At 68.8% G+C, this 20,490-nt stretch carries 19 protein-coding genes and 3 tRNA genes; 9 read left to right on the forward strand and 13 right to left on the reverse strand.

Features of this window, described 5'->3' with window-relative positions:
* Nucleotide 1: 1 nt before the first annotated feature.
* Complete coding sequence (locus Pth03_RS20320; protein ID WP_203945910.1) at nt 2-718, forward strand: IclR family transcriptional regulator; 717 nt, start codon at nt 2-4, stop codon at nt 716-718.
* 36 nt (nt 719-754) lie between these two features.
* Nucleotides 755-2,449: a hypothetical protein gene (locus Pth03_RS20325; protein WP_203945911.1), complete on the forward strand. Its 1,695-nt coding sequence runs from the start codon at nt 755-757 to the stop codon at nt 2,447-2,449.
* Here the strand turns inward: Pth03_RS20325 and Pth03_RS20330 are convergent.
* From Pth03_RS20330 to Pth03_RS20350, 5 genes are all read right to left on the reverse strand, one after another.
* On the reverse strand, nt 2,427-2,921 hold the full coding sequence (locus Pth03_RS20330; RefSeq protein WP_203945912.1) for a PaaI family thioesterase: 495 nt from the start codon (nt 2,919-2,921) through the stop codon (nt 2,427-2,429). The two genes, Pth03_RS20325 and Pth03_RS20330, sit on opposite strands and share 23 nt — an antisense overlap.
* Nucleotides 2,922-2,980: 59 nt before the next feature.
* The gene (locus Pth03_RS20335; protein WP_203945913.1) at nt 2,981-3,973 is read right to left on the reverse strand and encodes a TlpA disulfide reductase family protein; all 993 of its coding nucleotides are present in this window, start codon (nt 3,971-3,973) and stop codon (nt 2,981-2,983) included.
* Between the two features lie 152 nt (nt 3,974-4,125).
* Nucleotides 4,126-4,198 (reverse strand) — tRNA-Glu (locus Pth03_RS20340).
* Between the two features lie 12 nt (nt 4,199-4,210).
* Nucleotides 4,211-4,283 (reverse strand) — tRNA-Glu (locus tag Pth03_RS20345).
* A 45-nt stretch (nt 4,284-4,328) separates the two neighbouring features.
* Nucleotides 4,329-4,400: transfer RNA gene (locus Pth03_RS20350), tRNA-Gln, on the reverse strand.
* Nucleotides 4,401-4,561: 161 nt separating this feature from the next.
* On the opposite strand from Pth03_RS20350, the gene Pth03_RS20355 reads away from it, so the two are divergent.
* Nucleotides 4,562-6,541, forward strand: a complete 1,980-nt coding sequence (locus Pth03_RS20355) for a M3 family metallopeptidase (protein WP_203945914.1) — start codon at nt 4,562-4,564, stop codon at nt 6,539-6,541.
* A gap of 468 nt (nt 6,542-7,009) precedes the next feature.
* Here the strand turns inward: Pth03_RS20355 and gltX are convergent, their stop codons facing one another.
* Entirely contained in the window at nt 7,010-8,374 is a 1,365-nt protein-coding gene (gltX, locus tag Pth03_RS20360; protein WP_275413148.1) for a glutamate--tRNA ligase, read from the reverse strand.
* Nucleotides 8,367-9,137 carry a fumarylacetoacetate hydrolase family protein gene (locus Pth03_RS20365; RefSeq protein WP_203945916.1) on the reverse strand — a complete coding sequence of 257 codons (771 nt, stop codon included), beginning with the start codon at nt 9,135-9,137 and terminating at the stop codon, nt 8,367-8,369. The genes gltX and Pth03_RS20365 overlap by 8 nt, the downstream gene beginning before the upstream one ends.
* 73 nt (nt 9,138-9,210) lie before the next feature.
* Between Pth03_RS20365 and Pth03_RS20370 the strand changes: the two genes are divergently transcribed.
* Both Pth03_RS20370 and Pth03_RS20375 read left to right on the forward strand, forming a co-directional pair.
* Nucleotides 9,211-9,498: a putative quinol monooxygenase gene (locus Pth03_RS20370; protein WP_203945917.1), complete on the forward strand. Its 288-nt coding sequence runs from the start codon at nt 9,211-9,213 to the stop codon at nt 9,496-9,498.
* A gap of 133 nt (nt 9,499-9,631) precedes the next feature.
* Nucleotides 9,632-10,024 (forward strand): antibiotic biosynthesis monooxygenase family protein, encoded by a 393-nt coding sequence (locus Pth03_RS20375; protein ID WP_203945918.1) that lies wholly within the window; start codon nt 9,632-9,634, stop codon nt 10,022-10,024.
* Nucleotides 10,025-10,047: 23 nt separating this feature from the next.
* Here the strand turns inward: Pth03_RS20375 and Pth03_RS20380 are convergent, their stop codons facing one another.
* Together Pth03_RS20380 and cimA are read right to left on the reverse strand one after the other, a co-directional pair.
* Nucleotides 10,048-10,626, reverse strand: coding sequence for an HD domain-containing protein (locus Pth03_RS20380; protein WP_203945919.1), 579 nt, complete (start codon nt 10,624-10,626; stop codon nt 10,048-10,050).
* 34 nt (nt 10,627-10,660) lie between these two features.
* Nucleotides 10,661-12,235 carry a citramalate synthase gene (gene cimA / locus Pth03_RS20385; protein WP_203945920.1) on the reverse strand — a complete coding sequence of 525 codons (1,575 nt, stop codon included), beginning with the start codon at nt 12,233-12,235 and terminating at the stop codon, nt 10,661-10,663.
* A gap of 315 nt (nt 12,236-12,550) precedes the next feature.
* On the opposite strand from cimA, the gene Pth03_RS20390 reads away from it, so the two are divergent.
* A complete protein-coding gene (locus tag Pth03_RS20390; protein WP_203945921.1) occupies nt 12,551-13,204 on the forward strand; it encodes an O-methyltransferase in 654 nt (217 codons plus the stop codon).
* Between the two features lie 234 nt (nt 13,205-13,438).
* Here Pth03_RS20390 and Pth03_RS20395 read toward each other — a convergent pair whose 3' ends face one another.
* The 3 genes from Pth03_RS20395 to Pth03_RS20405 all read right to left on the reverse strand — a co-directional run bounded on the left by Pth03_RS20395 (nt 13,439) and on the right by Pth03_RS20405 (nt 16,709).
* Nucleotides 13,439-14,530, reverse strand: coding sequence for a branched-chain amino acid aminotransferase (locus tag Pth03_RS20395; protein WP_203945922.1), 1,092 nt, complete (start codon nt 14,528-14,530; stop codon nt 13,439-13,441).
* 148 nt (nt 14,531-14,678) lie between these two features.
* Nucleotides 14,679-15,725 (reverse strand): 3-isopropylmalate dehydrogenase, encoded by a 1,047-nt coding sequence (locus tag Pth03_RS20400; RefSeq protein WP_203945923.1) that lies wholly within the window; start codon nt 15,723-15,725, stop codon nt 14,679-14,681.
* Nucleotides 15,726-15,770: 45 nt separating this feature from the next.
* A complete protein-coding gene (locus tag Pth03_RS20405; protein ID WP_373318568.1) occupies nt 15,771-16,709 on the reverse strand; it encodes an ROK family protein in 939 nt (312 codons plus the stop codon).
* Nucleotides 16,710-17,143: 434 nt separating this feature from the next.
* Between Pth03_RS20405 and Pth03_RS20410 the strand changes: the two genes are divergently transcribed.
* Genes Pth03_RS20410 through Pth03_RS20420 form a run of 3 tightly spaced genes read left to right on the forward strand, consistent with a single transcriptional unit; the run spans nt 17,144 to nt 20,136 of the window.
* Nucleotides 17,144-18,232, forward strand: coding sequence for a sugar ABC transporter substrate-binding protein (locus Pth03_RS20410; protein ID WP_203945925.1), 1,089 nt, complete (start codon nt 17,144-17,146; stop codon nt 18,230-18,232).
* Nucleotides 18,233-18,952 (forward strand): ATP-binding cassette domain-containing protein, encoded by a 720-nt coding sequence (locus tag Pth03_RS20415; protein ID WP_203945926.1) that lies wholly within the window; start codon nt 18,233-18,235, stop codon nt 18,950-18,952.
* Nucleotides 18,949-20,136 (forward strand): sugar ABC transporter permease, encoded by a 1,188-nt coding sequence (locus Pth03_RS20420; protein ID WP_203945927.1) that lies wholly within the window; start codon nt 18,949-18,951, stop codon nt 20,134-20,136. Before Pth03_RS20415 ends, Pth03_RS20420 begins: the two co-directional genes overlap by 4 nt.
* Nucleotides 20,137-20,252: 116 nt before the next feature.
* On the opposite strand, the gene Pth03_RS42150 is transcribed toward Pth03_RS20420, so the two are convergent.
* Complete coding sequence (locus tag Pth03_RS42150) at nt 20,253-20,381, reverse strand: hypothetical protein (protein ID WP_275413149.1); 129 nt, start codon at nt 20,379-20,381, stop codon at nt 20,253-20,255.
* Between the last annotated feature and the right edge of the window lie 109 nt (nt 20,382-20,490).

Below are 20,490 nucleotides of genomic sequence, written 5' to 3' on the forward strand. Positions count from 1 at the left end.
TATGGACAACTCTAGCGGGGTCGGAGTACTCGACAAGGCGGTTCTGGTACTCAATGCCCTGGAGGCGGGCCCCGCTTCCCTCGCTCAGCTCGTGCAGGCGACCGGGCTGGCCCGGCCCACGGCCCACCGGCTCGCGGTCGCTCTGGAGCATCACCGCATCGTCTCGCGCGACACACAGGGCAGATTCATCCTCGGGCCCCGGCTGTCGGAGTTGTCGACCGCCGCGGGCGAGGACCGGCTTCTCGCGGTCGCCGGGCCCGTCCTGGTCCACCTCCGCGATCTCACCGGCGAGAGTGCCCAGCTCTACCGCCGGCAGGGCGACGAGCGGGTCTGCGTGGCCGCGGCCGAGCGCGCGAGCGGCCTGCGCGACACCGTTCCGGTCGGGTCGGCGCTGCCGATGACCGCGGGCTCCGCCGCCCAGATCCTGCTCGCCTGGGAGGAGCCCGACCGGCTCCACCGCGGGCTCCGCGGCGCCAAGTTCACGGCGGCCACGCTCGCGAGCGTACGGCGGCGCGGCTGGGCCCACAGCGTCGGCGAGCGCGAGCAGGGGGTGGCCAGCGTCTCCGCGCCGATCAGAGGCGCAGGAGGCAAGGTGATTGCGGCCGTCTCGGTCTCCGGTCCCATCGAGCGCCTCACCCGGACGCCCGGACGCATGCACGCCGCCCCGGTCGTCGCCGCGGCCGAAAGGATCACGGAGGCCATGCGGCGGGCCAACTGATTAGAGAGCGGCGGCGGTTGGCCCTAGGCTGGCGGGGTGACAGATCGCATCGAGGCAGCCGCCGCTGAACTGCGTCCCCTGCTCCAAGAATTCATCCTCTGGGCGCCGGCCAACGCACCGGACAGCGACCCTGATCTCGTGGGCCCGGCGGTGCTGTGGCATCGCCTGGACGTCAAGGGCGACGCAGGCCTGTGGAAGCGCGGCGATCTGCGCGCACTGCTGCTGGAGCGCATGCCCCAGGCCGTCGAGGACCCCGACGCCGCCGCCGACGGCATGCTGCCCGCCCTGCGGGCCTATCTGACCTTCCTGTCCTCGACCGGGCGCCTGACACCCGGCTCCGACTCCCTCGACGACCTGCTCGGGGAGATCGACGAGCTCGAGGACGACTTCGTCGACGCGATGGAAGACGCCATCGCCGAGCACGAGTGGGACGAGGAGGAGGACGAGCTCGACGAGGACGACGGCCTCGGCGACTTCGAGCCCTTCGCCGACGAGATCGCCGACCTCCCCACGATCCGGCTGCGCCCCGACACCGAGCTGGCGGAGGCGGCGCGCCAGGCGCCGCTCGTCGGCAAGGCCCGCGACCTGGCCTTGTGGGTCGGCACCGGCCGCAAGGTCGGCGAGGAGACCCTGCTCACCGAGGACGAGGTGAGCGAGGCCGTCAAGGTGCTGGGCCTGCCGGAGCCCCAGGCGCTCTGGAACATCTGGAACCTCGCCATCGATCTGGAGTTCATCGCCCCCGAGGGCGCCGACACCGTGAGCGTCGACTCCGACACCGCGGCTTGGCCGTTCGAGGACGACGAGGACGCGCTGGACGTGTGGATGCTCGGCCTCCACTCGATCGACTACGGCGACCCCGAACTCGACGACGACGACCTGACCCTGGCGTTGTCCGGGCTCACCCGCGCCCTGCTGATCAGGGTGCTCCTCAACGGAGGCAGCCGCCCGCTGGACGAACTGCGCGACGAACTCGCCGAGGCCGTCGCGGAATACGACGATCTCGGCCAGGACGCGTGGGCCGCGGCCGGAGACCCGCTCGAGCCGGTCATCGCCTGGCTGACCGGATACGGCATGGTCACCGTGCAAGACGGAGACGTCACGCTGACCCCGCTCGGCACCGAAGGCGTCGTCCACCTGGTGGACGAGGCGGACATCGAGGTGGACGCCCGTCCCGCGATCGACGCCATGACGGCCCTCGACCTGCTGTCGTTCAGCGCCGACCTGCCGGAAGAGGAGGCCGACACCGAGTTCGCCGACTGGATGGCTCTGCGCGACCCGGCCCAGGCCGCCTCGGAACTGCTCGCCGCCGCCGCGGAGGACGAGGCCGACGCGCTCATCCGCGTACAGGCGGCCAGCCTTGTGGGGTCCCTCGGAGAGGTCGCCGTGCCGGCGTGGAAGGAGGCGCTCGCCGAGCCGTCGCTGCGGCCCTACGCCGCCACCCACCTCGCCCAGCTCGACGTCGAGGACGCCCTCGAACCCACCCAGGCGGACACGCACTGGCTGATCCTCGACATGTGGACCATCTCCTCCGGGCTCGGCCGGGCCGAGTTCGTGAGCAGCCTGCACGACATCGGCCCCGCCCAGACGATCATCGGACTGCTCGACGTGATCTGGAAGGTGCCTCACCCGCACCTGGAGGAGCTGCTGGAGGCCGTGGGCGACGCCCACCCCGACAAGCAGGTCGGCAAGGCCGCCAAGCGTGCCCTGTTCAAGGCGCGGTCGGGAAAATAGCGCACGTCGTCGTGCCGTGGGCGTAGAGCTTGCCGTCGCCCACGCCCATCAGCCGCGCTTCGGCGGTCGCGACCGTGCGTCCGACGTGTACGGCGTTCGCCTCGCACCGGAGGGTTCCGGTGTGAGCGAACGCCGGGCGGATCATGTGGACGCCCAACTGGGTCGTCGTGTAGCCCTTGCCCGCGGGCAGGCGGGTCATCACGGCGCAGCCGAGGGCCGAGTCGAGCAGGGTGGCGTAGTAGCCGCCGTGGATGGAGCCCAGCGGGTTGTAGAGGTGCTCCCCCGTCTCCCCCTCGAAGATCGCCTTGCCCGGCTCGACGTGGACGAGCGTGAAGCCCATCGTCGCGGCGATCGGCGGCGGCGGGTAGACCCCGCCGATGAGCCCCTGGAGGAACTCCAGACCGCTCAGGCCCGCGGGAGGCGGCATCGGCGGGACCCAGGTGTGCGTACGCGAGTTCACGGTCGTCGTCATGGGTCTAAGTTTGGAACCCAGGATGCCGTGCGCACAACGGCGCGTTCGCACACCGGGCGTCACACGTCGGCGCCCTGAGACCAGTCCGGCAGCGGCCGGTAGATGGGGACGCCCGCTGCGACGAGTTCGTCCCGCATCCGGAAGTACTCCTCGCCGAAGGGGTCGACCCCGCCCAAAGGCATGAGGCTTCGCCGTACGGCCACGTCGTGAGGGGCCAGCTCGGCGGCCGCGCGGGCGTGCTCGCGGGCGGGAGCCATACGGCCGTGCCGGAACAGCCACGCGGCGAGCCGGGCATGCAGCCGGGCCCGGCGCTCCTCCTCCGTGGGAAGCCGCAGATGCTCCCGTACGGCCTGGCGGGTCAGACCGGAGTCTCCGTCCAGCACCCACCGTCTGAGAGCGCTCTTGGCGGCTTCTGAGGACAGGCCGTTCATCTCACGGAAGGTGTCGGTGGCCGTCATCGAATCCTGAGGCCGCGCGATCCGGCCATCCTCGTCGACCCAGACGACCGTCGGCACATTGACGACGTTGTAGAGCTCGGCGATCGAGCCGTCCGCGTCGACGAGCGCGGGATGGCCGAGACCCTCGATCCAGGGGGCCGCGTCGGCGGGGTCCCGGTCGAGGGACACGCTGACGACCGTGAAGCCGGCGGGCTCGAGCTCCCGGTGGAGTTCGTCCCAGGCGGCCAGGTCGTAGCGGCAGCCGCACCAGGAGGCCCAGAAGACGAGCGCGACCTTCCTGCCCCGTACCTGCGCGAGGCTGAAGCCGTCGAGGGTGAAGCCGGGCGCCTCGTCGGGCTCGAGCCGCTGGGGTTCGCCCACAGCGATCAGGCGCTCGGCGGCGTCCACCACGGTGATCCGGCCCAGCAGGCGGGCGAAGGCCGCGAGATCGACCCCTCCGGCCGTCTCGACGGCGGCCGCCCGGAAGGCAGGGATGCAGGCATCGTCCTGGCACCATCCGTGCGGCTTGCGCTCCCACCCCAGAATCGTCTCGCCCGGCGGGACGATCGGGCCTGCGGCCGGCTCCTCCCGGCCGTCGGCCAGCAATGTGAACATCGGCACACCTCCATTGGATAGTGAAACTCTCCAAGTGTTGGATAGTGTCACTGTCCAGTCAAGGGGAAATCTGTTATCACCCGAAATAACGGAGATGTCCAGAAATGAAAGAACCCCCGGACAAGAAAATGTCCGAGGGTTCTGTCGAGATGTAGTCCCGAGCGGATTCGAACCGCCGCTACCGCCTTGAGAGGGCGGCGTCCTGGGCCACTAGACGACGGGACCTTCGCAGTGTCGTAGTCCCGAGCGGATTCGAACCGCCGCTACCGCCTTGAGAGGGCGGCGTCCTGGGCCACTAGACGACGGGACCTTTACACTGCATTGCTTTCCAGCGGAATCCCTTGGGGGGATCCAGCTGGGGTACCAGGACTCGAACCTAGACTAGCTGAACCAGAATCAGCCGGGCTGCCAATTACCCCATACCCCATCTGCTCGCGATCCCCGGAGGGCCGCTTGCGACTCCGAAAGGATAGCCCAGCTTGCGACCCACCACCAAAACGATTCCCGCGAGTCCTTCGATCACAGCTCAGGGCCCCGCGTGTGCGAGTCTGGGACGACACGCCAGCACCACGTGAGGAGCCGCCACCGATGACGCCGGCCGCCAACCCCTTCCTGAGCCCCAGCACCCTCCCCTATCAGCTGCCTCCGTTCCTGGAGATCGCAGAGGAGCACTACGCGCCGGCGTTCGAGCAGGGCATGGCGGAGCACCTCGCCGAGGTCGAGGAGATCGCCGGCAACCCCGAGCCGCCCACCTTCGAGAACACCATCGAAGCCCTTGAGCGGTCCGGAGAGATCCTCGACCGGGTTTCCACGGTCTTCTACAACCAGGCGTCGTCGCACGCCACACCGGGCATTCAGGAGATCCAGAAGGGCATCACGCCCAGGCTCGCCAAGCACGCCGACGCCATCACCCTGAATGCGAAGCTCTTCGCCCGGATCCAGGCAGTCGAGGCGGAGGACGACGAGCAGCGGTGGCTGCTCGACCGTTACGTCACCGACTTCACGCGGGCGGGAGCCCTGCTCGCCCCCGAAGACCAGGAACGGCTCAAGCTGCTCAACGAGCGGCTCTCCACGCTGGCCACCGACTTCCAGCAGAACCTGCTCGCCGACACCAACGACCGGGCCGTGGTCGTCGACGACGCGGCCGAACTGGACGGCCTGACGAGCGACACGGTGGAAGGGCTCAGGGAGAACGCCAAGGCCCGCGACCTCGACGGCAAGTATCTGATCACCTTGGTCCTGCCGACGAGCCAGCCGTACCTCACGGAGCTGACCGACCGATCGTTGCGGCAGCGGCTCCACGAGGCGTCCACCGGCCGGGGCGGCGCCAACGCCGAGCTGATCACCGAGATCGCCCGGCTGCGCCAGGAACGCGCCGTCCTGCTCGGATACGCGAACCACGCCGAATACGTCCTGGCCGATCAGACGGCGAAGACGACCCAGGCCGTCTCCGACATGCTGGACCGGCTCGTGCCGCCGGCCGTCGCCAACGCCCGCAAGGAGCAGGCGGACCTGGAGGAGATCGCCGGCCATGCCGTACAGGCCTGGGACTGGCCGTTCTACGCCGAGAAGGTGCGCAAAGCGCGTTACGACATCGACAGTGCGCGGATGCGGCCGTATTTCGAGCTCGACACGGTGCTGAAGCAGGGCGTCTTCTACGCCGCGACCCGGCTCTACGGGATCACCTTCACCGAACGGGAGGATCTGCACGGCTACCACCCGGATGTGCGGGTCTTCGAGGTCTTCGACGAGGACGGCACGCCGATCGGCCTGTTCCTCGGGGACTTCTACGCCAGGGCGTCCAAGCGCGGCGGCGCGTGGATGAACAGCCTGGTCAAGCAGTCGTCGCTCACCGGCGCGAAGCCCGTCGTGATGAACAACCTCAACATCGTCAAGGGCGAGCCGACCCTGATGACGTTCGACGAGGTCAACACGATGTTCCACGAGTTCGGGCACGCCCTGCACGCGTTGTTCTCCGACGTGCGCTTCCCTCGCTTCTCGGGCACGGCCGTGCCGCGTGACTTCGTCGAATATCCGTCGCAGGTGAACGAGATGTGGGCGACGGACCCGGAGATCCTGGCGAACTACGCCAAGCATCACGAGACGGGCGAACCCATGCCTCAGGATCTGGTGGACCGGATGCTGGAGACACAGAAGTTCAATCAGGGGTTCGCGACCGTGGAATACCTGGCCGCCACCCTGCTCGACTGGGCGTGGCACACGTCCTACACGGGCGGAGGGGCCGAGGAGTTCGAGGCGGAGGCGCTGCGGACGGCCGGTGTCGACGTGCCCGCCGTGCCGCCGCGTTATCGCAGCACCTATTTCGCGCACATCTGGTCGAGCGGCTACAGCGCCGGCTACTACTCCTACATCTGGAGCGAGGTGCTCGACGCCGACACTGTGGAATGGTTCGCCGAGAACGGCGGCCTGCGGCGCGAGAACGGCGACAAGTTCAGGAAGGAACTGCTGTCGAAGGGCGGCAGCGTGGACGCCCTCACGGCCTTCCGGAACTTCCGCGGCCGCGACCCGCGGATCGAGCCCCTGCTCGACCGCCGCGGCCTCCTCTGACCAACCCCACCAGCGCGTTGATCACGCAGAAGGCGCGTGGCGCAACCCGCCAGCTCGTGATCAACCCGCCAGGTCGTGATCAACCCCCCAGCTCGTGATCATGCAAAAGTTCGAGATCGTGGCTCGCGACGTGGCTGAACACCGAGCGTGATCATGCAGAAGTTCGGAATCATGAGCTCTGAGCTGGCCTAACGCGATTCGTGATCATGCACGTGGTGTACGACCCAGCAGGGGCTGCGCGGGGTCGCGCAGCCCGCCAGTGCATGATCACGCAAGGCATATCGGCTGCTCATGCCGTACAAGCACGAACTTCTGCATGATCACGATCCGCGTTGGCCCAGGTCGGCGCATGGATGCGCGAACTTCTGCATGATCACGGGCAGGGTCGGGGCAGGCCAAGGCGCAAGATCTCGAACTTCTGCATGATCACCCCAACATCTGGGAGATCACCCCCAAACCCCGGGGGTGTCAGGAGAGCTTGGCGAGAGTGGCGCGGAGACGGTCGAGGGAGCGCTCGCGACCCAGCACCGCGATCGACTCGAAGAGCGGCAGCCCCACGGTCCGGCCGGTGATGGACACCCGCACCGGCGCCTGAGCCTTGCCGAGCTTGAGGCCGTGGGCGGTGCCCACCTCCTCCAAGGCGACCTTCAGCGACTCGGGATCCCAGCTGACCGATTCCAGCCGCTCGGCGTACCCGGAAAGGATCTCCGCGGCCCCCGGCTTCATCGCCTTGTCCCAGGACGCCTGGTCGAAGACGGGCTCCTCCAGGAAGAGGAAGTCGACGTTGGCCGTGACCTCCGACAGCAGGGCGACCCGGGTCTGGACCAGCTCGGCCACCTTGGCGAACAGCCCCCTATCCCACGACGGGTCGAGCCACGGATCGCACCGGGCGATGAAGACGTCGAGGGGCAGCGCCCTGATGTATTCGCCGTTGAAGGCGCGCAGCTTCTTCTCGTCGAAGAACGCCGGCGACTGGTTGACGTCCTCCAGCCGGAACAGGGGCATCATCTCCGACCAGGGCATGATCTCCCGGTCGTCGCCGGGACCCCAGCCGAGCAGCATCAGGTAGTTGACCATCGCCTCGGCGAGGTAGCCCTCGTCCCGGTAGGACTCCAGCGCGACCTTGTCACGCCTCTTGGACAGCTTCTGCCGCTTCTCGTTCACGATCACCGGGACGTGCGCCCACACCGGCGGCTGCGCGCCGAGCGCCTCCCAGAGCAGCTGCTGTTTGGGCGTGTTCGACAGGTGTTCCTCGGCCCGGACGACCTCGGTGATCCGCATCTCCATGTCGTCGACCACGTTGGCCAGGACGAACAGCGGCGACCCGTCGCCGCGGACGATCACGAAGTCCTCCATGGCAGCATTGGGGAACTCCACCCGGCCGCGGACCTTGTCGTCCACGACGGTCACACCCTCGTCGGGGGTCCGGAACCGCACGGCGCCCTCGGTCAGGCCGCGGTCACGGCAGTAGCCGTCGTAGCCCTGGTGTTCCGAGCCGGTCCGCGCCTTGACGTCGTCCCGCGTGCAGGTGCAGTAGTACGCCCGGCCGTCCTTCAGCAGCTTCACGGCCGCCTCACGGTGGGCCTGCTCGTACGCCGACTGGAAGTAGGGGCCCTCGAAGTAGGGCGAGTCGCCGCTGATGCCGATCCACGCGAGGGCGGAGATGATGCCCTCGGTCCATTCCGGCCGGTTGCGCGCCGCGTCGGTGTCCTCGATCCGCAACACGAAGGTTCCGCCGGACTGCTCGGCCAGCGCCCAGTTGAACAGCGCGGAACGAGCCCCGCCGACGTGGAACATGCCGGTGGGCGAAGGGGCGAAGCGGACCCTAGTCACGTGAGACCACCCGGTTTGTGAGAGTTCCGATTCCTTCGATGCCGACGCTGACCTCGTCGCCGACGGCCAGCGGGCCGACTCCGGCAGGAGTGCCGGTGAGGATGACATCCCCCGGCAGCAGGGTCATGAACGCGGTCACGTGCGCGATGAGCGACGGGATGTCATGGAGCAGCAGCGACGTCCGGGCGCTCTGCTTCAGCTCGCCGTTGACGGAGGTGGTGAGCGCGAGGTCGCTCGGGTCGAGCTCGGTCTCGATCCACGGGCCCAGCGGGCAGAACGTGTCGAAGCCCTTGGCGCGGGTCCACTGACCGTCCTTCGACTGAAGGTCGCGGGCGGTCACGTCGTTGGCGCAGGTGTATCCGAAGATCACGTCGAAGGCGCGTTCGCGCGGCACCTCGCGGCACAGCCGGCCGATGACCACGGCCAGCTCGCCCTCGTAGTCGACCCGATCCGACAACTTCTCGGGGTATGCGATGGCCTCGCCCGGGCCGATCACGGATGTGCTCGGCTTGAGGAACGCGATCGGCTCGGCCGGCGCCTCGTTGCCCATCTCCTTGGCGTGGTCGGCGTAGTTGCGGCCGATGGCGACGACCTTGCTCGGCAACATCGGGGCGACCACGCGGACCTCCGCCAGCGGATACCGCTCACCCGTCAGTTCGACACCGCCGAAAGGGTGCCCGTCGATCCTGGCGATGACCTGCTCGCCCTCTTCAACCACTCCGAACGCGACACCGTCGCCTGTGGAGAACCTCGCGATACGCACGTCACGAGCCTAGTGCCGAATCACCATTGGTCATGTAACGTTAGCTCTCGCTTACAAAACAGAGGGGTAATGAATGTTCGCGATCGTCGTCCACCACTACGCCGAGCCGGAGCATGTCGAGGAGTTCAAGGCGTTCTGCCGCAAGATCAGCGACGGCATGCAAGGCACCGAGGGCATGCTCTCGATCGAGGGCTACCACGACCGCGACAACGAACGCTTGACCATCCTGTCCCGCTGGCAGTCTCCCGAAGCCGCCAAGGCGGGCGTGGCCAGGCTCACCACGATCGCGCAGGAGGTGGGCGGCAGAGATGCCGCCTGGTCGTGGCGCGACGACGAGGTCATGCGCCTGCACGCCTTCTGACCGCTCCCCCGATCCCGTACGGCCGAGCCGCCCGGCCCTGCTTACGGCGGAGGCCTCCGAGCCTCGTCGTATGGTGGCGTTGTCGGGCCCTCCGAGGGCCTAATCGAGGATCGACGAGTACGGGGAGCCCCACATGCCTTCGGTTGTGAAGATCAACGTGCTGACGGTGCCCGCCGAGATGCGGCAGGAACTGGAGAAGCGGTTCGCCAACCGGGCCGGGATGGTGGAGTCGTCCGACGGCTTCGAGTGGTTCGAGCTGCTCCGGCCCGTCGAAGGCACCGACCGCTACCTCGTCTACACGCGCTGGCGCAGCGAAGAGGACTTTAAGCGGTGGCAGCAGAGCCAGTCCTTCCAGGCGGGCCACGCGCGGGCGGCCGCCGAAGCCGCCGCCCAGGGTGAGGCTCATGGTCACGGACACGGGCAGGGCCAGGGACAGGGACACGGTCACGGCCAGGGACCGGCCGCGTCCGGATCGGAGCTGTGGTCCTTCGAGGTCGTCGATAGCGCCGCCCCCAAGCAGGCCTGACTACCCAGAGCAGGCCCGGCCGGTCACGTGTCGAGTGGGTTGGCGGCGATCCGCCCGGCTATCCCGCCGCGGACCGAGTCGGCCGCGGCGCTGTGCGGCTTCCGCCCCGCCTGGTCCTCGAAGGCCGCGAGGACCTCGGCGCCGAATCCGAGCCTCGGATAGTGCGCGAGGATCGCGGCCCGCTCCTCCGCAGGGAACTCCTCGGGCCGCCACCCGGACACGTCCCAGCTGGTGGCGACCTGCAGGAGATGCGATTCGGCGTCCAGCGTCGCGGAGATGTCGTCGCGCATGTGCAGCACGATGATCTCCGCGGCGCGTTCCGCCCGTTCCTCGGACCAGCCCGCCCCGAGCCCGAACGTCCACGCGAGCTGTCCCCCGGCCTCCTCGAACGGCACCGTGTGGCTGTCGAAGGCCTCGGTCAAGCCGAAGTCGTGAAGGAGCGAGGAGACGTAGTACAGCTCGTCGTCGAAGGCGATGCCGTGCGCCTGGCCGTACATGGCTCCCCACAGGTAGGAGCGGATCGAGTGGTTGAGCAGCGCGGGCGAGCAGAACCGCCGGGCGACGGCGAGCGCCGCGACGGCGGCGGGGGTGCTGGGGAACATGGCCCCCACCTTCTCAAACGCCTCCGGCACCCATTCAGGCGCTGTGGCCCGCGCGGAGCAGGCCATAGGTGACGGCCTGCTCCAGAGCCTGCCAGGACGCCTCGATGATGTTCTCGTCGACGCCGACGGTCGCCCAGTCGCCGGTGGCGTCGCTGGACGTGATGAGGACGCGGGTGACGGCGTCCGTACCGAGGGTGCCCTCCAGGATCCGCACCTTGAAGTCGATGAGCTGGACGGCCGCGAGCTCGGGATAGAGCTGCTCCAGGGCGAGCCGTACGGCCTTGTCGAGGGCGTTGACGGGGCCGTTGCCCTCGCCCGTCGCGACGATGCGCTCGCCCTTGGCGTGCAGCTTGACCGTGGCCTCGCTGACGACGTCGCCGGCGGGGCGGCGTTCGACGATGACCCGCCACGACTCGACGGAGAAGTGCCGTTTGCGCTCCCCCGCCACGGTGTCGCGGAGCAGTAGCTCGAACGACGCGTCCGCCGCCTCGAAGGTGTGGCCGCGCGACTCGAGCTCCTTGACGCGCTCTACGAGCTGGCGGGACTGGTCGCCGGCGAGCCGGTAGCCCAGCTCCCGGCCCTTGAGCTCGACCGACGCACGTCCGGCCATGTCGGACACGAGCATCCGCATGTCGTTGCCGACGTCCGCCGGGTCGATGTGCTGGTAGAGGTTGGGATCGACCTTGATCGCCGAGGCGTGCAGGCCCGCCTTGTGCGCGAACGCCGACGTCCCGACGTACGGCTGATGCGAGTTGGGGGTGACGTTGGTCACCTCGGTGATGGCGTGGGCGATGCGCGTCATGTCGCGCAGCGACTCCTGCGGCACGAGGTCGAACCCCTTCTTGAGCTGCAGGTTGGCGACCACGGTGAACAGGTTGGCGTTGCCCGAGCGCTCGCCGTACCCGTTGGCGCAGCCCTGCACGTGGGTCGCGCCCGCCCGCACCGCGGCGAGGGTGTTGGCGACCGCGCATCCGGTGTCGTCGTGGCAGTGGATGCCGATCCGGGCGCCCGTCCCCACGGCCTCGTCCACGACGTCGGCGAGCTCGTCGGGCAGCATGCCGCCGTTGGTGTCGCACAGCGCGATCACCGACGCCCCGGCCTCGGCCGCCGTACGGAGGACCTCCAAGGCGTAGGCGGGGTTGGACTTGTAGCCGTCGAAGAAGTGCTCGGCGTCCAGGAAGACGCGCTGGCCCTCCGCCCGTAGATGGGAGACCGTGTCGCGGATCATCGCGAGGTTCTCCTCGAGCGTCGTGCGGAGGGCCAGCTCCACGTGCCTGTCGTGGCTCTTGGCGACAAGGGTCACGACCGGTGCGCCGGATTCGCGCAGGGCGGCCACCAGGGGATCGTCGGCGGCCTTCACTCCGGCCCGGCGGGTCGCGCCGAACGCGGCGAGCTGCGCATGCTTCAGGTCGAGCTCTGTTTGGGCTCGGCGGAAGAATTCGGTGTCTTTGGGGTTGGCTCCCGGCCAGCCACCTTCGATGAAGCCGACGCCGAGGCCGTCCAGGTGCCGCGCGATCGCCAGCTTGTCGGCCACCGTGAGGTTGAGCCCCTCTTGCTGGGCCCCGTCGCGGAGCGTCGTGTCGTACACGTGGAAGCCGTCGTCGGCCATTGCTCTGTCTCCTTCGCGGGTCTACATACCGCCGCGCGCGCTTTTCGACCAAACAAAAAGACCCCCCACGGACGTGAGAGGTCTGCGCGCCGACGTTGTCCTTTAGCCGGCGCGCCTGCCGATAATGAGCAGACCGAAGCGCATAGTGCCTAGCAGTTTGCCACAGGCCGTCAACATCTGGCACATCGATCTCACATCCCGAGATGGCCGGGCGCGGGCGACCTGCGGAAACGGCGTCCGAAATGTCGTGAAGGCAGCGGCTCCGGTGATCGAATTCATCAAGGTCGGCGACCGAAGCTCATTAGGGTTGGCGCCATGAAAGCTGCCAACTTCATCGACTCCGCCGTCGCCGAATACGTCACCACACACACGACCGCGCCCGATGATCTCCTGCTCGCCCTGGCCGAGGAGACGAGAAAGCTCACCGGGGACGACGCCGTCATGCAGATCGACCCGGAGCAGGGCACGTTCCTGACCATGCTCGTCCAGCTGACCGGGGCCCGGCGGGCCGTCGAGGTGGGCACCTTCACCGGCTACTCCTCGATCTGCATCGCCCGTGGCCTCCCGGACGACGGCAGCCTCCTCGCCTGCGACGTGAGCGACGAATGGACGTCGGTCGCCCGCCGCTACTGGGAAAGGGCCGGCCTGACCGGCAAGATCGAGCTTCGCCTCGGCCCGGCGGCGGACTCGCTGCGGGCCCTGCCGCGCGAGGAGTGGATCGACTTCGCCTTCATCGACGCCGACAAGGCCGGCTACCCCGTCTACTACGAGGAGATCCTCCAGCGCCTGGTCCCCGGCGGCCTGATCGCCGTGGACAACACGCTGCAGAGGGGGCACATCACCGACCCGTCCCACGGACGGAACGTCCCCGCCATGCGCGCCTTCAACGATCTCGTGGCCGGCGACGCCCGGGTCACCACGGTGCTCCTGCCGGTCTCCGACGGCGTCACCCTGATTCGCAAGAGCTGACCGCCGAAGGCCACGCCGTACGGCTCGGCAGGCCGTACGGCGGAGCCGGAGTGCATGATCACGCCCGGTGGAAGGCCAGGTCAGATGCCTTCCACCGGACTTGGTGCATGATCACGACTTGCGTACGGCCAGTTCAGGGCGTGTGCCGACGAACTTCCGCATGATCACGGGCAGACTCGGCCCTGCTCACCGCTCATTTCCGCGAACTTCTGCATGATCACGCACAAGGGGGGGTCAGCAGATCTTGTGGACCCAGTTGTGGGTGTCGGGGCGGGCGCCGAACTGGATGCCGACGAGCTCCTCCCGCAGCTTGAGGGTGACCGGGCCCGGGGTGCCGTCGCCCACGGTCCAGGAGCGGTCGGCGCCCTTGACCGTGCCCACCGGGGTGACGACGGCCGCGGTGCCGCAGGCGAAGACCTCGGTGAGCTCGCCCGACTCGCAGCCCGCCTGCCACTCCTCGATGGAGATCTTGCCCTCTTCCGCCTTCAGGCCGAGGTCGCCGGCCAGGGTGAGGATCGAGTCGCGGGTGATGCCGGGAAGCAGGGTGCCGGTCAGGGCCGGGGTCACCAGGCGGTCGCCGAAGACGAAGAACAGGTTCATCCCGCCCATCTCCTCCACCCACCGGTGTTCGAAGGCGTCGAGCCAGACGACCTGGTCGCAGCCCTCCTCGACGGCCTGCCGCTGGGCCAGGAACGCGGCCGCGTAGTTGCCGCCGCACTTGGCGAACCCGGTGCCCCCGGGCGCCGCCCTGGTGTATTCGGTCGACAGCCACACGGACACCGGCTGCACACCGCCCGAGAAGTACGACGCCGCCGGGGAGGCGATCACCATGTAGCGGTAGTTGCGCGAGGGGTGGTTGACCCCCAGCCCGGCCTGCGTGGCGATCATGAAGGGGCGCAGGTAGAGGCTGTGTCCCTCGGTGGACGGCACCCAGTCCTTGTCGGTCCGGACGAGCAGCTCCAGCGACTCGACGAACGTCTCCTCCGGCAGCTCGGGCATCGCCATGCGGGCGGCGGAGGTGTTGAACCGGGCGGCGTTGGCGTAGGGACGGAAGGCCACGATCGACCCGTTCGGCTGCCGGTAGGCCTTGAGCCCCTCGAACAGCTCCTGCGCGTAATGGAAGACCGACGTGGCGGGGTCGAGGAGCAGCGGCCCGTACGGCTCGAGCCGCGCGCCGTGCCAGCCACGCTCGTCGGTCCAGTCGATGGAGATCATGTGGTCGGTGAACGTCTGCCCGAAGCCGGGGCTCGCCAGTACCTGCTCACGCTCGGCCACGGTGCGGGCCTGCTGGTTGAGCTGCACGTCGAAGCTGAGCTGGGTGGTCATGGCGAGAGTCCTTCTTTCTACGTCGTCATCTTCATTGTGCGACGAAGTGGCTAACGAAAACCTAGGGCATGCGATGGGTATGAAAAAGCGCATGGTGGCCCTAACCGGGCCGCCATGCGCTTGTGGAAAGAGGGTGAGCGGCCCGGCCTCAGCCGGCTACTCGCCCGGCGATGTCGTCGCCGATCTCCCGGGTCTGCCTGACCGACCCGAGCGCCTCCCGTCCGGCCAGGTCAGCGGCCACGGCCTGCTCGACCCGGGCCGCGGCGTCGGCGAAGCCCACATGGTCGAGGAGCATGGCGACCGACAGGATCGTCGCCGTGGGGTCGGCCTTGCCCTGGCCGGCGATGTCCGGCGCACTGCCGTGGACAGGCTCGAACATCGAGGGCGCGGTCTTGGACGGGTTGACGTTGCCGCTCGCGGCCAGGCCGATGCCGCCCGCGACGGCCGCGCCGATGTCGGTGAGGATGTCACCGAAGAGGTTGTCGGTGACGATCACGTCGAACCGCTGCGGCTGGTTGACGAAGAACATCGAGGCCGCGTCGACGTGGCAGTAGTCGGTGGCGACCTCGGGGTATTCGACGCTGATCCGGTCGACCGTACGGGCCCACAGGTCGCCGGCGTAGGTCAGCACGTTGGTCTTGTGGACCAGGGTGAGCTTGCGGCGGGGGCGCGTCTGCGCCTTCTCGAAGGCGTAGCGCACGACGCGCTCGACGCCGAAGGCCGTGTTCAGGGACTCCTGCGTGGCGATCTCCTGCGAGGTGCCGCGGCGCATCACGCCACCGGCTCCCGCGTACGGACCCTCGGTGCCCTCGCGGACGACGATCATGTCGATGTCCTCGGGGCGGATGCCTCCGAGCGGGGTGCTCACGCCCGGGAAGAGCTTGACGGGGCGCAGGTTCACGTAGTGGTCGAGTTCGAAGCGCAGCCGCAGCAGCAGTTCGCGCTCCAGCACGCCCGGCGGGACGCTGGGGTCGCCGACCGCGCCGAGCAGGATCGCGTCGAAGCCGCGCAACTCCTCGAGCACGCCGTCGGGAAGGGTCTCCCCCGAGGTGTGGTAGCGCTTGGCGCCCAGGTCGTATTCGACGGTCTCTGCCTTGATCCCCGCCGCGTCGAGGACCTTGAGGCCCTCGGCCACGACCTCGGTGCCGATCCCGTCACCGGGGATTACTGCCAGGCGGATGTTGCTCGACTCCATGCGTGTACCTTACCGGCTCGTCTCGGTGGCCGAACACTGGTCTCACTATCCGAACGGGGTGGCAGCGACCGCCCGTTCGAACACGAGGTCACGCGCCGTCGTGAGGCCGAAGGCGAGGGCGCCGAGGAGCACCGTGTCGGGCTCCAGCGTCGAGCTTTCGATGCGCGGCGGGCTGAGAGCCACAAGCGACGCGAGGCGCCCGGAGACCGGCTCGATCAGCAGGTCGCCCGCCTGCGCCCCGATTCCGCCGCCCAGCACCACCAGTTCCGGGTCGAGCACGGCGGTGACGCCCGCGAGCGCGTGCGCGATGTGATCGGCTTCTGCGGCGACGACCTCGGCGGCCGACTCGTCGCCCGACCTGGCCGCCTCGAACACGTCCTTGGCGGTCGCCGCCTTCAGGCCGAGCCGTGCCGCGGCGGCGACGACTCCGTCGGCGGACGCGACGGACTCGAACATGCCGCGTCCCCGGCCGGCCAGCGGGTCTCCCCCGCCGACGGGCAGGTAGGAGATCTCACCGGCCGCGCCCCTGGACCCGCGGTAGAGCTTGCCGTCGATGACGACGCCCATGCCGATGCCCGTGCCGATGGAGACGTAGACGAAGTGGGAGATCCCCTGTCCCAGTCCGTAGGCGCCCTCCCCCAGCGCGGCGAGGTCCACGTCGTTCTCCACGACGTACGGCGAGCCGGTCACGTCGGCGAGCCGCTCGGCCGCGCCCGGCTGCTCCCATCCGGGCAGGTTGGGGGCGAGCCGCAGCACCCCCGTCTCCTTGTCGTGGATGCCCGGGGTGCCGAACACGCTCAGGGTGATGTCCCCGCGCGCTATGCCGGCCTCCGCGGTCAGCTCGCCGGCGATCTTTGAAAGCTGGCTGAGCACCTCGTCGTAGCTCTCGGCCCTGGACGGCTCGTCCCTCCGTGCGACGATCTCGCCGACCAGGTCGGCGAGCGCCAGCCTGACGTAGGCGCGGCCGATGTCGACGGCGAGCACCCAGCCCGCCTGCGGGCGGACCTCGTAGAGCAGGGCGGCCCGACCGGCGTTGCCGGTTCGCAGGCCGACGGGGCGGACCAGCTTGGCACGCTCCAGATCGGCGAGCGCCACGGAGATGGTCGGCTTGGACAACCCGGTGGCCTGGGCGAGCTCAGGCCTGGAGACCCTGCCGAGCCGGAAGATCTCGGCGAACACCGCCCGCTCGTTCATCACCCGGAGCAGGCTGGTCGTGTTGGCGGTCCCGCCGCTCATACTCACCACGCCGCCAAGATTGACATACCCGCCACGGAAGGCGGGCCAGTTGATCATCGGTGGATCGCCCTGCACCATTCGGCCTCCGTGAGCGTGATCTCGCTCTACCCCTAGTCATCCCACCTGATAGTAAATTACCTTTCCTATCAACCCCTCCCGGGTCGTGAGAAAGGATCGTGTCCATGCGTCGAGGAATGCTGGCCATATCCGCCGCGGCGCTTCTGCTCGCCGCGGCCTGCGGGAACGGATCCACCACGGGCGCCTCGCCGTCCGGAGGGAACGGCGGCGGCGGCAAGACGATCGCCCTGTTCCTGCCCGAGTCGAAGACGACCCGCTACGAAGCATTCGACCGCCCCCTGTTCGAGGCCAAGGTGAAAGCCCTGTGCCCCGACTGCGAGCTCCTCTACTCCAACGCCGACCAGGACGCCGCCAAACAGCAGCAGCAGGTCGAGGCGGCCCTGACCCAGGGCGCCGACGTGCTGGTGCTCGACGCCGTCGACGCCGCGGCCGTGGCACCGCTGGTCAACCAGGCCAAGCAGAAGAAGGTTCCGGTCATCGCGTACGACCGGTTGATCTCGGACATCGGCTACGAGTACTACGTGTCGTTCAACAACGTGCGCGTCGGCGAGATGCAGGGGCAGGCACTGCTGGACGCGCTGACCGCCAAGGGCACGGTGGACAAGGGTCAGATCGTCATGATCCACGGTTCGCCGACCGACCCCAGCTCAGCCGACTACAAGAAGGGCGCGCACAACGTCCTCGACGGCAAGGTCAAGATCGGCCGCGAGTTCGACACCCCCGACTGGAGCCCCGACAAGGCGCAGCAGGAGATGGAGCAGGCCATCACCGCGCTCGGCCGCGACAACATCGTCGGCGTCCTGTCCGCCAACGACGGCATGGCCAGCGGCGCGATCGCCGCCATGAAGCGCGCGGGCTACAGCTCCCTGCCGCCGATCACCGGCCAGGACTCGGAGCTCGCGGCCGTCCAGCGGATCCTGAGCGGCGACCAGTACATGACCATTTATCTCAACATCCGAGCCGAGGCGGAGAAATCGGCCGAGCTGGCCGTCGCGCTGGCCAAGGGCGAGAAGCCTGCCGCACCCACGACCGTGAACAACGGCACGGCCGACATCCCGTCGTACCTGCTCGACCCCATCCCCGTCACCGCGGACAAGATCGCGGGGACGATCGTCAAGGACGGCTTCTACAAGGCGTCCGAGATATGCACGCCCGAGCTCAAGGACGCGTGCGCCAAGGCGGGCATCCAGTAAATGATCTCCGCAACTGATGTGTCCAAGCGGTACGGCGCGGTCCAGGCTCTCCAGGAGGTGAGCCTGGACCTGCACCCCGGCGAGGTGGTCGCCCTGGTCGGGGACAACGGGGCCGGCAAGTCCACGCTGGTGAAGGTCATCTCCGGCGTGATCACCCCCGACTCGGGCGGCGTCGCGATCGACGGCGAGCGGGCGCGCATCGGCAACCCCCACGACGCGCAACGTCTCGGCATCTCGACCGTCTACCAGGACCTCGCGCTCTGCGAGAACCTTGACGTTGTGGCCAACCTCTACCTCGGCGCGGAACGCCGCCGGTGGTCGCTGCTGAGCCACATCCGCATGGAACGATCCGCACGTGACCTGCTGGCCTCGCTCGACGTCCGCATCCGCGACATCCGGGTCCCCGTGGCGATGTTGTCCGGCGGCCAGCGCCAGTCGGTGGCCATCGCCCGGGCTCTGATCGGCGAGCCGCGGCTGGTCATCCTCGACGAGCCGACCGCCGCCCTCGGCGTCGAGCAGACCGCGCAGGTCCTCGACCTGATCAGGCGGCTGCGCGAGCGTGGCCTGGCCGTACTGCTCATCTCGCACAACCTCGCCGACGTGCGCGCGGTCAGCGACCGCGTCGTCGTGTTGCGCCTCGGCCGCAACGCCGGCGAGTTCCGCACGGCCGACGCGACCCAGGAGTCGATCGTGGCCGCCATCACGGGAGCCGCCGCATGAACGCCTCCACGCTCACGCGCAAGCCGTACACGCCGAAGGAGGCGGTCGATCGGCTGCGGCACGGCGACCTCGGCGCCTGGCCGGTCGTCGGCGGCCTGATCGCGATCGCCGTTGTCTTCGGGTCGCTCAACGAGCACTTCCTGTCTCCCGAGAACCTCACCAACCTCGCACTGCAGATGGCGGCGACGGGAACGATCTCGCTCGGGATCATCATGGTCCTTCTGCTGGGCGAGATCGACCTGTCCGCGGGCTCGGTCAGCGGCCTGTGCGCCGTCGTCATGGCCATCCTGTCCGTACGGCACGGCTGGAACCCGGTCCTGGCGATCGTCGTCGCCCTGGCGGCGGGAGCGCTCATCGGCCTGCTGCACGGGATCATGTTCACCAGGCTCAGGATGCCGTCGTTCGTCGTGACGCTGGCGGGCCTGATCGGCTGGCAGGGCCTGCTGCTCTACCTGCTCGGCGAGGGCGGCATCGTCAACCTGCCCTTCGACGGCTTCGTGGCCAAGCTGAGCGACACGTGGCTGCCGCCCTGGCTGGCCTGGGTGATCATCGTGCTTCTCGTCGCGGTCTCCGGAGGATCGAGCCTGCTCACCCGGCGGCTCCGGCTCGCGGCCGAACTCCCGGTGCCACCGGCGTGGTGGACGGCGACCAAGATCGGCGGCCTCGCCGTTGTGCTGGTGGCCGTCCTGCTGGTCATGTCGGCCGACCGGGGCGTGCCCCTGCTCCTGGTCATCTTCGGCACGCTCGTGGTCGCCTTCGACCTCGTGCTGCGCCACACGGTGTTCGGCCGGTGGATGTACGCCGTCGGCGGCAACGTCGAGGCGGCACGACGGGCGGGCATCGGCGTGACCCGGATCCGGGTGCTGGCGTTCGTCCTGTCCTCCACGCTCGCGGCCTTCGGCGGCATCCTGTCAGCGAGCCGACTGTCGGCCGTCAATCAGGGGTCCGGAGGAAGCGACATCCTCCTCATGGCGATCGCCGCGGCGGTCATCGGCGGCACGTCGCTGTTCGGCGGGCGGGGACGGACCTACGCGGCGTTGCTCGGCATCCTGGTCATCCAGTCGATCACGAACGGCATGTTCCTGCTGAGCGTGGACTCCTCCGTGCGGTACATGGTCACCGCAGCGGTCCTCGCCCTGGCCGTGGCCATCGACTCGCTCGCCCGGCGCGGCAGCGCCACATGAGCACCGCGGACGCCCCCATAGGTGCAGCTACGTGCAGCGCAGGGGGCGTCCGTGAGGGTGCTTACGACCTCGAGAGGTGTGTCACGGGAACGTTCCCGTCAGTCAGTCAGGGGGTGTCAGCGCTGGGGTGATCCCCCGTTGTCGCGCCGGTCGATGGCGATCTGCAGCGCCGCGGCGGCCTCGTCCTCGGCGTCCTCAGGGCGGTTCCAGGGATACATCTCGTACATGGCAGATCTCATCTCCAAGAGAGGAATGCTGAGAGCGGCTCCGGGTCCGGCGCGGATCACGCGTCATGGAACCGAGGAGCCAGAAGCCGGCACGCGCGCTCTCCGCGGCGGGTCGCCGGCCTGCCCT

Source organism: Planotetraspora thailandica (assembly GCF_016863335.1).
GTDB lineage: Bacteria > Actinomycetota > Actinomycetes > Streptosporangiales > Streptosporangiaceae > Planotetraspora > Planotetraspora thailandica.

Coding starts and splice junctions, on each gene's coding strand:
- Pth03_RS20320 (WP_203945910.1), top strand. CDS start 2: ATGGACAACTCTAGCGGGGTCGGAGTACTCGACAAGGCGGTTCTGGTA.
- Pth03_RS20330 (WP_203945912.1), bottom strand. CDS start 2,921: ATGACGACGACCGTGAACTCGCGTACGCACACCTGGGTCCCGCCGATG.
- Pth03_RS20335 (WP_203945913.1), bottom strand. CDS start 3,973: ATGTTCACATTGCTGGCCGACGGCCGGGAGGAGCCGGCCGCAGGCCCG.
- Pth03_RS20355 (WP_203945914.1), top strand. CDS start 4,562: ATGACGCCGGCCGCCAACCCCTTCCTGAGCCCCAGCACCCTCCCCTAT.
- Pth03_RS20370 (WP_203945917.1), top strand. CDS start 9,211: ATGTTCGCGATCGTCGTCCACCACTACGCCGAGCCGGAGCATGTCGAG.
- Pth03_RS20375 (WP_203945918.1), top strand. CDS start 9,632: ATGCCTTCGGTTGTGAAGATCAACGTGCTGACGGTGCCCGCCGAGATG.
- Pth03_RS20380 (WP_203945919.1), bottom strand. CDS start 10,626: ATGTTCCCCAGCACCCCCGCCGCCGTCGCGGCGCTCGCCGTCGCCCGG.
- cimA (WP_203945920.1), bottom strand. CDS start 12,235: ATGGCCGACGACGGCTTCCACGTGTACGACACGACGCTCCGCGACGGG.
- Pth03_RS20390 (WP_203945921.1), top strand. CDS start 12,551: ATGAAAGCTGCCAACTTCATCGACTCCGCCGTCGCCGAATACGTCACC.
- Pth03_RS20395 (WP_203945922.1), bottom strand. CDS start 14,530: ATGACCACCCAGCTCAGCTTCGACGTGCAGCTCAACCAGCAGGCCCGC.
- Pth03_RS20400 (WP_203945923.1), bottom strand. CDS start 15,725: ATGGAGTCGAGCAACATCCGCCTGGCAGTAATCCCCGGTGACGGGATC.
- Pth03_RS20410 (WP_203945925.1), top strand. CDS start 17,144: ATGCGTCGAGGAATGCTGGCCATATCCGCCGCGGCGCTTCTGCTCGCC.
- Pth03_RS20415 (WP_203945926.1), top strand. CDS start 18,233: ATGATCTCCGCAACTGATGTGTCCAAGCGGTACGGCGCGGTCCAGGCT.
- Pth03_RS20420 (WP_203945927.1), top strand. CDS start 18,949: ATGAACGCCTCCACGCTCACGCGCAAGCCGTACACGCCGAAGGAGGCG.